We start from the raw sequence: 12271 nt of genomic DNA, 5'->3' as shown, positions 1-12271 counted from the left end.
TCGTACGACGCACACACCCGCCCCTCAGAAGTAGTACGAGTCCCCGGTGTCGAGGACCAGCACCCGCTGCCGGTCGTTCGCCCGGTTCCGGTCCACCACGCCGCCGCTCCACACCGTGTCCATCTCCAGCAGCACCTCCGACGGCTCGCCCCGCAGCCGCACCCGCAGCTCGATCCGCTCCCCCAGCCCGTCCGCGTCCAGCGCCCCCACCCTGCACAGCACCACCCGCGCACCCGACCGCGCGCACCCGTCCGGCAGCGTCTGCCGGTTGGCGAGCGGCTCCGACCAGCGCAGCCGTACCGTCGCGTCCGGGACCGCCGAGGGCCCGTGATTGCGCGGCACGAACCGTACGTCGACCCGGCCGGCCGCCATGCTCGCGGCACCGTGATAGGCGAGATCGGCCTCGGGGACGAAGGCGACCCACCCGTCGTCGGGCCCGTCGGCCGCCACAGCGACCGGGGTCATACCGCCGACCGCCAACCCGGCCGCGACGCACACAGCAAGAACCCGCATACCGCCCACCTCTCAGTCCACCGTGGTCGTACGGATGTATCCCACGCGGAGCGGCGGACAGGCGCCGTCCATCAGGTGAAGCCGCTGTGCCACCCTTCCGGCATGCACGTCCTGCGCTCCGCCGTCCTCTTCGTCGTCGCCGCCCTGTTCGAGATCGGCGGCGCCTGGCTGGTGTGGCAGGGCGTGCGCGAGCACCGCGGCTGGCTCTGGATCGGCGGCGGCGTCCTCGCCCTAGGCGCCTACGGCTTCGTCGCCACGCTCCAGCCGGACGCCCACTTCGGCCGGATCCTCGCCGCGTACGGCGGTGTCTTCGTCGCCGGTTCGATCCTGTGGGGCATGGCCGCGGACGGCTACCGTCCCGACCGCTGGGACGTCACGGGCGCGCTGATCTGCCTCGCGGGCATGGCGGTCATCATGTACGCGCCCCGAGGACAGTGAGCCCCGCGGAGGACCGTCAGGGTGTCTCGTCGGGCAGCAGCCCCAGCTGCCCCAGGAACTCCAGCTCGTCGAAGTAGAGCCGGTACTCCGTGATCCGGCCGTCCTTCACGGTGGCGAGGTCGACCCCGCGGATGCCGACCTCCTTGCCCGTGGCGGGCAGGGTGTCGCCGTCCGGCAGATACAGCGGGCCGGTGTTGTGGCCGCGGTAGACGCCCTCGTCGATGGCGGTGTCGCCGATCTCGTAGGAGTGCAGGGACTCGAAGCGGCCGTCGGGGACCGACTCCGTCATCTGCCGCCAGTACTCCACGATGTTGTCGCGCCCGTGGATCTCCCCCTCGTCGGGGGTGTAGGCGACGGCGTCCTCCGCGTACAGCTCGGCGACGACCTTCAGGTCCCGGTGCGCGGTCACCGCGTCGGTGAGCCGGTCCATGACCTCACGCGCTTCTCCCATGATCCACCTCCGTCGTCCAGGGGATCACCCCCCTCATTTTCTCACCGGGCCCGCGATACGGACCGCACGAAGGGGACCGCGGGAGCCCGCCTATCCTGGGGAAGGCCATCGGCGACCGCTCAGCACCACCGAAGGCCACCCGAAGGCAAGCCCAAGGCCGTCCGAAGGCCCCCTGATCGCCGACCCGAGGAGCTCCCGCCCATGCCCAGCGCAGCGTCCCGCATCGCCGTCGTCACCGGTGCGAGCAGCGGAATCGGCGCCGCCACGGCCCGCGGGCTGGCCGCCGCCGGCTACCGCGTCGTCCTCACCGCCCGCCGCAAGGACCGTATCGAGGCGCTCGCGGAGGAGATCAACGCGGCGGGCCACCAGGCCACGGCGTACCAGCTGGACGTCACCGACCGGGCCGCGGTCGACGAGTTCGCGACCGCCTTCAAGACGATCGGCGTCCTCGTCAACAACGCGGGCGGCGCGCTCGGCGCCGACCCGGTCGCGACCGGCGACCCGGCCGACTGGCGCACGATGTACGAGACGAACGTCATCGGCACCCTCAACCTCACCCAGGCCCTGCTCCCCAAGCTGATCGCGAGCGGCGACGGCACGGTGGTCGTCGTCTCCTCCACCGCGGGCCACGGCACCTACGAGGGCGGCGGCGGTTACGTGGCCGCCAAGCACGGCGCCCACGTCCTCGCCGAGACCCTCCGCCTGGAGATCGTCGGCCAGCCGGTCCGGGTGATCGAGATCGCGCCCGGCATGGTGAAGACGGACGAGTTCGCCCTCACCCGCTTCGGCGGCGACGAGGAGAAGGCCGCCAAGGTCTACCAGGGCGTCGCCGAGCCCCTCACGGCCGACGACGTGGCGGACACGATCACCTGGGCGGTCACCCGCCCCGCCCACGTCAACGTCGACCTCCTGGTCCTGCGCCCGCGCGCCCAGGCGTCGAACACGAAGGTACACAGGGAGCTGTGATGGCCGAGGCCGACGCCGACGACGTGGAACAGCGCCGCCTGGCCCTGGAGAAGAAGCGCGAACGCATCGTCTGGTACTACCTCGGCTACTTCCTCTTCGGCATCCACATCGTCGCGTTCGTGATGATCTACGCGGTCACGCACGCGAAATAGCCGAGCGCGTCGGCGAATCGGCGACATAGGGTCACGGCCTGTGGACAGACACGTACCCTTCGACGCCCTGCACAACTTCCGCGACCTGGGCGGATACCGGACGGCGGACGGCCGCCGCATCCGCCCGGGCGTGCTCTACCGCTCCGACTCCCTGGGCAAGTTGACGGTCGACACCCCCGACTGGTCCCGCTTCCGCGCCCTCGGCATCCGCACGGTCATCGACCTGCGCTACCCCTGGGAGATCGAACGCCAGGGCCGTGCCCCGGCGGACGACTCCTACGCGTACGTCAACCTCAGCATCGAGCACCGCCCGTACAACCAGGCGGCGTTGGCCCCGGAGATCGACCCCGGTCCGTACCTGGCCGAGCGCTACCTACAGGTGGCGGAGGACGGCAGGAAGGAAATCCGCGAGGCCCTGGACCGCATAGCGGACGCGTCGCCCACGGCCCCCCTCGTCTTCCACTGCGCCTCCGGCAAGGACCGCACCGGCGAACTGGCGGCGCTGGTCCTGACGTTGCTGGGCGTGGACGAACACACGATCATCGAGGACTTCACCCTCACGGAACTGGCGTCCGCGGCCCTCCTGGCGGACTGGAAGGCCCGCAACAACGGCGAGTCCCCCACGTGGTTGGGCTTCGGAAGGGCCCCGGCATCGGTGATGCGAGGCTTCCTCGGGCTGCTGAAGGAGCGATACGGCTCGGTGGAGGGGTATGTGACCCAGGCCCTCGGCATGGATGCCCTGGACCTGGCGACGAAGCTCCGAGACAACCTCCTGGAGCCACAGCCCACCACACACCCCCACCTGACCTACCGCCAGGCAACTCCGGCGGACGCGGAGACACTTGTCCGCCTCCGCGACTCGGTGGCCCTGTGGATGCTCGCCCGGGACATCGACCAGTGGAAGCCCGCCGAGAAGGACGCGACCCACTTCCGCACCCGCATGAAGGAGGGCGAGGTCTGGCTGGCGCACGCGGACGGCCACTTGGCGGGCGCCTACGAACTCTGGTGGTCGGACGAGGCGGCCTGGGGCCCCCGCCCAGCCGACGCCGGCTACATCCACCGCCTGATGACGACCCCACACCTGGCCCCACCCGGAGCCGGCCAGGCCCTCCTGACCCACGCGGAGTCCCGCATCACAGCAGCCGCCCTCCCCCACGCCCGCCTGGACTGCCTCTCCACCAACCCCCGCCTCCGCACGTACTACGAGACAGCGGGCTACACGGTCGTAGGCGAACAGCCCGCAAAGAAGGACGGCTCGGGCAGCCCGTACGCGGTGACCCTGCTGGAGAAGCGGCTGCCGTGAAACGAGGAAGGCCCCGGCCGGAGCCGGGGCCTTGCCCACGTCAGCCCTTCACGCACACGACCTGCTTGAGCTTCGCGACGACCTCCACGAGGTCCCGCTGCTGGTCGATGACCTTCTCGATCGGCTTGTAGGCGCCCGGGATCTCGTCCACGACGCCGGAGTCCTTACGGCACTCCACGCCCCGCGTCTGCTCCTCCAGGTCCTTCGTGGAGAAGCGCCGCTTGGCCGCGTTGCGGCTCATGCGCCGACCGGCGCCGTGGGACGCCGAGTTGAAGGACAGCGGGTTGCCGAGGCCCTTCACGATGTACGAACCCGTGCCCATCGAACCCGGGATGATCCCGAACTCGCCGGAACCGGCCCGGATCGCGCCCTTGCGGGTCACGAGCAGGTCCATCCCGTCGTAGCGCTCCTCGGCCACGTAGTTGTGGTGCGCGCTGATCTCCGGCTCGAAGGTCGGCTTCGCCTTCTTGAACTCCTTGCGGATCACGTCCTTGAGGAGCGCCATCATGATCGTGCGGTTGTACTTGGCGTACTCCTGCGCCCAGAACAGGTCGTTGCGGTACGCCGCCATCTGCGGGGTGTCCGCCACGAAGACGGCGAGGTCGCGGTCGATCAGGCCCTGGTTGTGCGGGAGCTTCTGGGCGATGCCGATGTGGTGCTCGGCCAGTTCCTTGCCGATGTTCCGGGAACCGGAGTGGAGCATCAGCCAGACGGAACCGGTCGTATCAGTGCATACCTCAACAAAGTGGTTGCCAGATCCGAGCGTTCCCATCTGCTTTCCGGCGCGTTCGTGACGGAATTTGACCGCTTCGGCCACCCTGTCGAACCGCCCCCAGAAGTCGTCCCACCCGGCCGTCGGCAGCGCATGGAACCGTCCCGGGTCGACGGGATCGTCATGCATCCCCCGCCCCACCGGAATGGCCTGCTCGATCTTCGACCGCAGTCGCGACAGGTCCCCCGGCAGATCGTTCGCCGTGAGCGACGTCTTCACCGCCGACATCCCGCAGCCGATGTCGACGCCGACCGCGGCCGGGCACACCGCCCCCTGCATCGCGATGACCGACCCGACCGTCGCGCCCTTCCCGTAGTGGACGTCCGGCATGACCGCCAGGCCCTTGATCCAGGGCAGGGTCGCGACGTTGCGCAGCTGCTGGAGCGCGCCCTCCTCCACCGACGCGGGGTCGGTCCACATACGGATGGGGACCTTGGCGCCCGGCATTTCCACGTACGACACAACTACCTCTTTCCCCCGGAATCACAAACAAAGGCTCAAATCGCAAAACCTGCGCCAGGGTCAACGAAAAGGGACAACGGACCGGCGTCCACGGCTGTGCGTGCGATACACATGGTGCGCAGGGGGCACCCCCGCCCGGCAAGCGAATAACCAGCAGCGATCAGCCGTGACGATCAGCAGCGACCAGCGCAGCGATCAGTGGCGACCAGCACCATCGAGAGGAGCCGACCGTGCAGCGGAAGGCGTACGTACCCGGCGTCGCGGCCCTCCTCGTGGCGCTGCTCGCCGCCGGCTGCACCAGCGGCTCGGACACGGGCGGCACGGACGACAACTCCAACCCGGGCGACGCCGGCACCGCCTCCGCCGTGGCCGAGCCCGGCCGCTACCGCACGCTCCCCGAGCCCTGCGGCGCGGTCAGCCAGGAGACCCTCGACACGCTCCTGCCCGGCATCCAGCAGCTCACGGACGAGGCCCAGCAGGAGAAGGCGTACGAGGGCACCCCGACCACGACCTTCGACACGGACCGCAAGGTCGGCTGCCAGTGGAAGGTGGAGTCGGCCGACGCCACCGACCATCTCCTCGTCGACCTGGAGCGGGTCGTGTCGTACGACAACTCCGTCAGCGACGACAGCCAGGCGCAGGCGCTGTTCGCGGAAGCGCAGACGGCGGCGCATCTCCCGGAGCCGTCCGAGTCGGCGACGTCGGACGTGAGTTCCTCGGCGACGCCGAGCGATGCCGCGTCCGCCTCCGCCACTCCCTCTTCTTCCTCCTCCGCCTCGCCCTCCGACGGGTCCACACCCGCCGATCTCCAGCCCCGGGTTCTCGACGATCTGGGCGACGAGGCGTTCCTGAACGACGTGGTGAGCAGTTCGGGTTCGACGGCCCGGCAGCGCACGGTGACTGTGGCGTTCCGCACGTCCAACGTGATCGTGACGGTCGAGTACGAGGAGCAGCCGACGACCGTCGGCACCGCCCCGGACAGCAAGGAAATGCAGGACAGGGCAAGGAATCTGGCCGCCGAGCTGGCGGAGGCGCTGGCGGGCTGATGCCCCTCGGTGACGTTCCGCAATGCTCGTGAAGCCGAACCGCACAGCTGTCCCACCGCGTACCGTGGCCCCTCGGACCCGATCCGACCGCAGGAGCACGAGCAGCGTCATGAGTGAAGGAACCATGCAGCGAGCAGCACAGAGCGACCAGCGTGACCTGGGGGTCCCTCCCACGCCCTCAAGGCAGTGGGGGAGAACGAAGCGCACTTACCGGGTGCTTCTCGGCGCAGCCGCCGTCCCCCTGATGCTGGTGGCCACGGCCTGTTCCTCGGACTCCGGCTCGTCGTCGGACGACAACGCCGCGGGCGCCGGCAAGAGCTCCGAGAGCTCGGCCTCGGTCAGCCCGTCGCCGACCGTGCAGGCGGCGGCGTACAAGTCGCTTCCGGACGCGTGCGACACCCTGTCGAAGGGCACGCTCGGCGATCTGGTCCCGAAGGCGTCCAAGTCCGGCAAGCAGGGCAAGTCGGACGACGTGGCGACGCGCGGCAGTTGCTCGTGGTCGAGCCTGGACAACAACGGCGTCAAGGGCTCCCAGTTCCGCTGGCTGAACGTCTCCCTGCTCCGCTTCGACTCCGACGTCACGCGCGGCGAGGGCGACAAGCTGGCGCAGGAGTACTACGACAAGCAGGTCCAGGACGCCCAGTCGGTGGACGGTGCGAAGAACGCGAAGACGGAGCCGGTGACGGGCACGGGCGACCAGGCCACGCTGGTCCGTTACGACCTGAAGAAGAAGGAAGGCTCCTTCAAGCAGCAGACGCTGGTCACCCGCGTCGAGAACGTCGTCGTCACCCTCGACTACAACGGTGCGGGCCTGGCCGGCGAGAAGACGCCGAGCGCCGACTCCCTCGCGAAGCTGGTGAAGTCGGCGGCGAAGGAGGCAGTGGCGTCGGTGACGAAGGCGAACACGGGCGGCGGCAGCGGCAGCGCCGGGAAGACCAGCCCCTCCCCGTCCGCGTCGAAGTCGGCGTCCAAGTCGGCCTCTCCCTCCGCATCTCCGTCCAAGTCGACCGCGAAGAAGAGCTGACAAAGCCCTGATACGGGGCTGACGAGCCCTACCGGCCACCCGTGCGCCGCACACATGTGCCACTCTGTTGCGCGCAACAACACGCAAGGGGAGGGGAGTACGGGTGGCCGCGCCTATGCAGCTGACTCGGATGCACCGCGTTCTCATCGGCGTGGTCGTGTTCGGCGCAGTGATCATCGCCGGCATCGGCTTCGCGGGTTCGTACGCCGCAGTCCGCGAACTCGCCATCAAAAAGGGCTTCGGGAACTTCAGTTACGTCTTCCCGATCGGCATCGACGCGGGCATCTGTGTCCTGCTGGCCCTGGATCTGCTCCTGACGTGGATCCGCATCCCCTTCCCGCTGCTGCGCCAGACGGCGTGGCTGCTGACGGCGGCCACGATCGCCTTCAACGGCGCGGCGGCCTGGCCGGACCCGCTGGGCGTGGGCATGCACGCGGTGATCCCGGTCCTGTTCGTGGTCGCGGTCGAGGCGGCCCGCCACGCGATCGGCCGGATCGCGGACATCACGGCGGACAAGCACATGGAGGGCGTCCGCCTGACGCGCTGGCTCCTCTCGCCGATCCCCACGTTCCTCCTGTGGCGCCGTATGAAGCTGTGGGAGCTGCGCTCCTACGAGCAGGTCATCAAGCTGGAGCAGGACCGCCTGGTCTACCAGGCCCGCCTCCACTCCCGCTTCGGCCGCGCCTGGCGCCGCAAGGCCCCGGTGGAGTCCCTGATGCCCCTCCGCCTGGCCCGCTACGGCGTCCCTCTGGCAGAAACGGCCCCGGCGGGCCTGGCAGCGGCAGGCATCGAGCCGGTACTACTGCCTCCGGCACCGCAGCAGGAGATCGAGGCACCGGCGCCCGCCCCGCGGGTGGTCGAGGCGGCGCCCGTCCCGCAACAGCAGGCGGCACCCGCCCAGGAGCAGTACCAGCCGGAGCCGGACGAGAGCCCCTGGTTCAACGTCCCCCAGCAGGTCGAGTACCAGGGCGGCTACGACCCCACCTACGACCCGCAGCAGCAGTACGAGCAGTGGTACGAGGAACAGCTCCAGGCCGAGCAGTACCAGCAACAGCAGCAGCCGGTCTACGACGAGCCCTCCCCGGAGGAGACCGGCAGCTTCCCCATCCCCGCCGGCCCCGGCCGCACCCGAGAACTGGGCGAAGGCGGTGGCGCCCCGGAGCCGACCGAGGAAGACTTCTACCTGGTCTTCAAGAAGTCCATAGACGGCAGCTACCCCACCTCGGGCCAGCTCAGGGACGACGTGGAGGCGACGTACGGCATCACGCTCCCGCAGCGCGACGCCGACCGCATGGTCAACCGCTTCACCAACCGCCACACAGCGGAACTCCAGGAAGACCACATCGCGTAGCGGACAGCAAAAGAAGGGGCCCTCATCGAGGGCCCCTTCTCCATTACCGCTTACTCGCCGAGCAGGCTCCGCACCCGCTCCTGCCCCACCGCCAGCAGCAGCGTGGGCAGCCGCGGACCGGTGTCGCGCCCGACCAGCAGGTGGTACAGCAGTGCGAAGAACGTCCGCTGGGCCGTCTTGATCTCCGGCGGCAGCTCCTTGGGCGTGGCGTCGGCCGAGAACCCGGCCTGCACCTTCGGCACCCCGTAGACGAGGTGCGTCAGCCCGTCCAGCGACCAGTTCGCCTCAAGACCCTCCAGCAGCAGCCGCAGGGACTCCCGGGACGCCTCGTCGAGGGACTTCAGCAGCTCGGCGTCCGGCTCCTCGCGCACGATGGTCCGCTGGTCGGCGGGGACGTGCGTGTTGATCCAGGCCTCGGCCTTGTCGTACCGGGGACGGGCCTCGTCGAGGGACGCCAGCGGGTTCGCCGGGTCCAGCTCGCTGAGGATGCGCAGCGCCTGGTCCTCGTGCCCGGCGGTGATGTCGGCGACGGACGCGAGCGTCCGGTACGGCAGCGGGCGCGCCGTCCGCGGCAGCTCCCCGCCCGCCGTGCGCACCGCACGCGAGTGCGCGGCGACGTCGGCCGGCAGGGCGGACCCGTCCGCGACCTTGGCGTCGAGCTTGTCCCACTCGTCGTAGAGCCGCTGGATCTCCTGGTCGAAGGCGATCTTGAAGGACTGGTTGGGACGACGGCGGGCGTAGAGCCAGCGCAGGATCTGCGGCTCCATGATCTGGAGCGCGTCACCGGGGGTCGGGACGCCACCGCGCGACGACGACATCTTCGCCATCCCGGAGATCCCCACGAACGCGTACATCGGCCCGATGGGCTGCTTGCCCCCGAAGATCCCGACGATCTGCCCGCCGACCTGGAAGGAGGACCCCGGGGACGAGTGGTCGACGCCGGAGGGCTCAAAGACAACCCCCTCGTACGCCCACCGCATCGGCCAGTCGACCTTCCAGACCAGCTTGCCGCGGTTGAACTCGTTGAGCCGCACGGTCTCGGCGAAGCCGCACTCGTTGCAGGTGTACGACAGCTCGGTGGTGTCGTCGTCGTACGAGGTGACCGTCGTCAGGTCCTTCTCGCAGTTGCCGCAGAACGGCTTGTACGGGAAGTACCCGGCCGACCCGGAGGACCCGTCGTCCTCACCGGCCGCGCCGGACCCCTCGGCGGCCTCGAGCTCGGCCTCGTCGACCGGCTTCTGGGACTGCTTGGCGGGGGCCTTCTTCGTCCGGTACTGGGCGAGGATCGCGTCGATGTCGGCGCGGTGCTTCATGGCGTGCAGGATCTGCTCGCGGTAGGTGCCCGCGGTGTACTGCGCGGTCTGGCTGATCCCGTCGAACTCCACGCCCAACTCGGCGAGCGCCTCGACCATGGCGGCCTTGAAGTGCTCGGCCCAGTTCGGGTACGACGAGCCGGCGGGCGCCGGGACGGAGGTCAGCGGCTTGCCGATGTGCTCGGCCCACGAGTCGTCGACGCCCGCGATGCCCTTGGGCACCTTGCGGTACCGGTCGTAGTCGTCCCAGGAGATCAGGTGCCGCACCTGGTGACCACGGCGGCGGATCTCGTCGGCGACGAGGTGCGGGGTCATGACCTCGCGCAGGTTGCCGAGGTGGATGGGCCCGGACGGGGAGAGCCCGGACGCGACGACGACCGGTTTGCCCGGGGCCCGACGCTCCGACTCCTCGATGACCTCATCCGCGAAACGGGAGACCCAGTCGGTGGTCTCGGTGCTCTGAGCCACGGGGCACGTCCTTCTTTCTCCTGAAGCAGCCGGTACGGTCTACGGCTGGCGCTGCCATTGTCCCAGCTAGGTCGGCAAGCACGAAAACGCCTTTTCATGGACGCGCCCCAAGGCGGCGCAGCCGCCTCTTGGGGGCGCGGGGAACTGCGCGACCAGCCCCCACCGGGCCGCAGCCAAAAAACCGCTACACCCCCCATGGGATACTGACGGGGTCTATCAAACCCACGAGGAGAACGGCTCCCACCCCATGGCCCCGGTCAAGCCCCTCAGCGCCTCCGTCGCACAGCAGCTCACGTCCGCCATCTCCGCCACCCTGCCGGAGACCACCGACGTCGACCCCCTGCTCCGACGCAGCGACCGGGCCGACTACCAGGCCAACGGCATCCTCGCCCTCGCCAAGAAGAACAAGGCGAACCCCCGCGACCTGGCCACGGACGTCGTCGCCAACCTCACCACCGGCGACGTGATCAAGGACGTCGAGGTCTCCGGCCCCGGCTTCCTGAACATCACGATCACCGACAGGGCGATCACGGAGACCCTCGCCGCCCGCGCCGCGGATGGCGACCGTCTCGGCGTCCCCCTCAAGGACCAGCCCGGCATCTCGGTCATCGACTACGCCCAGCCGAACGTGGCGAAGGAGATGCACGTCGGCCACCTGCGGTCGGCCGTGATCGGCGACGCCCTGCGCGGCATGCTCGACTTCACCGGCGAGCAGACGATCGGCCGGCACCACATCGGCGACTGGGGCACCCAGTTCGGCATGCTCATCCAGTACCTGATCGAGAACCCGGACGAACTGTCCGCGGAGACCGACACGGACGGCGAGCAGGCCATGTCGAACCTGAACCGGGTCTACAAGGCGTCCCGCGCGGTCTTCGACGCGGACGAGGCGTTCAAGGAGCGGGCCAGGAAGCGGGTCGTCGCCCTCCAGTCCGGCGACAAGGAGACGCTCGACCTGTGGCAGCGGTTCGTGGACGAGTCGAAGGTCTACTTCTACTCCGTCTTCGAGAAGCTCGACATGGAGATCCGGGACGACGAGATCGTCGGCGAGTCGGCGTACAACGACGGCATGCCGGAGACCGCCCGCCTCCTGGAGGAGATGGGCGTCGCCGTCCGCTCCGAGGGCGCGCTCGTCGTGTTCTTCGACGAGATCCGCGGCAAGGACGACAAGCCGGTCCCGCTGATCGTGCAGAAGGCGGACGGCGGCTTCGGCTACGCGGCCTCCGACCTGACCGCGATCCGCAACCGCGTCCAGGACCTGCACGCCACGTCCCTGATCTACGTCGTGGACGTACGTCAGTCCCTGCACTTCAAGATGGTCTTCGAGGCGGCCCGCCGGGCGGGCTGGCTGACCGACGAGGTCACCGCGCACAACATGGGCTACGGCACGGTACTGGGCGCGGACGGCAAGCCGTTCAAGACGCGTGAGGGCGAGACGGTACGGCTGGAGGACCTGCTGGACGAGGCGGTGCAGCGGGCCGCCGAGGTCGTCCGGGAGAAGGCGCTGGACCTCAGCGAGGCCGAGATCCAGGAGCGGGCGGCGCAGGTCGGCATCGGTGCCGTGAAGTACGCGGACCTGTCGACGTCGGCGAACCGGGACTACAAGTTCGACCTGGACCAGATGGTGTCGCTGAACGGCGACACGTCGGTGTACATCCAGTACGCGTACGCCCGTATCCAGTCGATCCTGCGCAAGGCGGAGTCCGTGGCCCCCGCCGCGCACCCGGAGCTCGAACTGCACGCGGCGGAGCGGGCGTTGGGCCTGCACCTGGACGCGTTCGGTGACACGGTCTTCGAGGCGGCGGCCGAGTACGCCCCGCACAAGCTGGCCGCGTACCTGTACCAACTGGCGTCGCTGTACACGTCGTTCTACGACAAGTGCCCGGTGCTGAAGGCGGACACGGAGGAGCAGAAGGAGAACCGCCTCTTCCTCTGCGACCTCACCGCCCGCACCCTCCACCAGGGCATGGCCCTCCTGGGCATCCGCACCCCCGAGCGCCTCTGACGGAGAG

Annotated in this window: 12 protein-coding genes; 8 read left to right on the top strand and 4 right to left on the bottom strand. The window is 69.5% G+C overall.

Annotation, left to right across the window (positions count from 1 at the left end; genetic code table 11):
• Positions 1-24: 24 nt before the first annotated feature.
• Entirely contained in the window at positions 25-513 is a 489-nt protein-coding gene (locus IQ210_RS38905) for a hypothetical protein (protein ID WP_194083986.1), read from the bottom strand.
• A 102-nt stretch (positions 514-615) separates the two neighbouring features.
• Between IQ210_RS38905 and IQ210_RS38900 the strand changes: the two genes are divergently transcribed.
• The gene (locus IQ210_RS38900) at positions 616-951 is read left to right on the top strand and encodes a YnfA family protein (protein WP_059193106.1); all 336 of its coding nucleotides are present in this window, start codon (positions 616-618) and stop codon (positions 949-951) included.
• Between the two features lie 16 nt (positions 952-967).
• Here the strand turns inward: IQ210_RS38900 and IQ210_RS38895 are convergent, their stop codons facing one another.
• Complete coding sequence (locus tag IQ210_RS38895; protein WP_194083985.1) at positions 968-1402, bottom strand: ester cyclase; 435 nt, start codon at positions 1400-1402, stop codon at positions 968-970.
• A gap of 201 nt (positions 1403-1603) precedes the next feature.
• Here IQ210_RS38895 and IQ210_RS38890 point away from each other — a divergent pair, with 201 nt between their 5' ends.
• From IQ210_RS38890 to IQ210_RS38880, 3 genes are read left to right on the top strand one after another with little or no spacing between them, the layout of a single operon-like run.
• Entirely contained in the window at positions 1604-2368 is a 765-nt protein-coding gene (locus IQ210_RS38890) for an SDR family NAD(P)-dependent oxidoreductase (RefSeq protein ID WP_194083984.1), read from the top strand.
• The gene (locus IQ210_RS38885) at positions 2368-2520 is read left to right on the top strand and encodes a hypothetical protein (RefSeq protein ID WP_194083983.1); all 153 of its coding nucleotides are present in this window, start codon (positions 2368-2370) and stop codon (positions 2518-2520) included. Before IQ210_RS38890 ends, IQ210_RS38885 begins: the two co-directional genes overlap by 1 nt.
• 40 nt (positions 2521-2560) lie before the next feature.
• Complete coding sequence (locus IQ210_RS38880) at positions 2561-3823, top strand: GNAT family N-acetyltransferase (RefSeq protein ID WP_194083982.1); 1263 nt, start codon at positions 2561-2563, stop codon at positions 3821-3823.
• 40 nt (positions 3824-3863) lie between these two features.
• On the opposite strand, the gene IQ210_RS38875 is transcribed toward IQ210_RS38880, so the two are convergent.
• The gene (locus tag IQ210_RS38875; RefSeq protein ID WP_194083981.1) at positions 3864-5057 is read right to left on the bottom strand and encodes an RtcB family protein; all 1194 of its coding nucleotides are present in this window, start codon (positions 5055-5057) and stop codon (positions 3864-3866) included.
• Between the two features lie 230 nt (positions 5058-5287).
• On the opposite strand from IQ210_RS38875, the gene IQ210_RS38870 reads away from it, so the two are divergent.
• The 3 genes from IQ210_RS38870 (at position 5288) to IQ210_RS38860 (ending at position 8478) form a co-directional block, all read left to right on the top strand.
• Positions 5288-6103 carry a DUF3558 domain-containing protein gene (locus tag IQ210_RS38870; RefSeq protein ID WP_194083980.1) on the top strand — a complete coding sequence of 272 codons (816 nt, stop codon included), beginning with the start codon at positions 5288-5290 and terminating at the stop codon, positions 6101-6103.
• 109 nt (positions 6104-6212) lie between these two features.
• Positions 6213-7127 (top strand): DUF3558 domain-containing protein, encoded by a 915-nt coding sequence (locus IQ210_RS38865; RefSeq protein ID WP_194083979.1) that lies wholly within the window; start codon positions 6213-6215, stop codon positions 7125-7127.
• Positions 7128-7242: 115 nt separating this feature from the next.
• On the top strand, positions 7243-8478 hold the full coding sequence (locus tag IQ210_RS38860; protein WP_194083978.1) for a DUF2637 domain-containing protein: 1236 nt from the start codon (positions 7243-7245) through the stop codon (positions 8476-8478).
• 50 nt (positions 8479-8528) lie between these two features.
• Here the strand turns inward: IQ210_RS38860 and lysS are convergent, their stop codons facing one another.
• The gene (lysS, locus tag IQ210_RS38855; protein WP_194083977.1) at positions 8529-10259 is read right to left on the bottom strand and encodes a lysine--tRNA ligase; all 1731 of its coding nucleotides are present in this window, start codon (positions 10257-10259) and stop codon (positions 8529-8531) included.
• A gap of 247 nt (positions 10260-10506) precedes the next feature.
• Between lysS and argS the strand changes: the two genes are divergently transcribed.
• On the top strand, positions 10507-12264 hold the full coding sequence (gene argS, locus IQ210_RS38850) for an arginine--tRNA ligase (protein ID WP_194083976.1): 1758 nt from the start codon (positions 10507-10509) through the stop codon (positions 12262-12264).
• Positions 12265-12271: the final 7 nt, after the last annotated feature.

It is taken from the genome of Streptomyces justiciae, assembly GCF_015163075.1.
Classification (GTDB): domain Bacteria; phylum Actinomycetota; class Actinomycetes; order Streptomycetales; family Streptomycetaceae; genus Streptomyces; species Streptomyces justiciae.
Note: the sequence above shows the minus strand (reverse complement) of the source record. Positions and strands in the feature narration are given on the sequence as shown.

Excerpts from the sequence above, each read along its gene's own strand:
- IQ210_RS38865 (WP_194083979.1), top strand. The coding sequence starts at position 6,213 with ATGAGTGAAGGAACCATGCAGCGAGCAGCACAGAGCGACCAGCGTGAC.
- argS (WP_194083976.1), top strand. The coding sequence starts at position 10,507 with ATGGCCCCGGTCAAGCCCCTCAGCGCCTCCGTCGCACAGCAGCTCACG.
- IQ210_RS38900 (WP_059193106.1), top strand. The coding sequence starts at position 616 with ATGCACGTCCTGCGCTCCGCCGTCCTCTTCGTCGTCGCCGCCCTGTTC.
- IQ210_RS38890 (WP_194083984.1), top strand. The coding sequence starts at position 1,604 with ATGCCCAGCGCAGCGTCCCGCATCGCCGTCGTCACCGGTGCGAGCAGC.
- IQ210_RS38905 (WP_194083986.1), bottom strand. The coding sequence starts at position 513 with ATGCGGGTTCTTGCTGTGTGCGTCGCGGCCGGGTTGGCGGTCGGCGGT.
- IQ210_RS38860 (WP_194083978.1), top strand. The coding sequence starts at position 7,243 with ATGCAGCTGACTCGGATGCACCGCGTTCTCATCGGCGTGGTCGTGTTC.
- IQ210_RS38885 (WP_194083983.1), top strand. The coding sequence starts at position 2,368 with ATGGCCGAGGCCGACGCCGACGACGTGGAACAGCGCCGCCTGGCCCTG.
- IQ210_RS38895 (WP_194083985.1), bottom strand. The coding sequence starts at position 1,402 with ATGGGAGAAGCGCGTGAGGTCATGGACCGGCTCACCGACGCGGTGACC.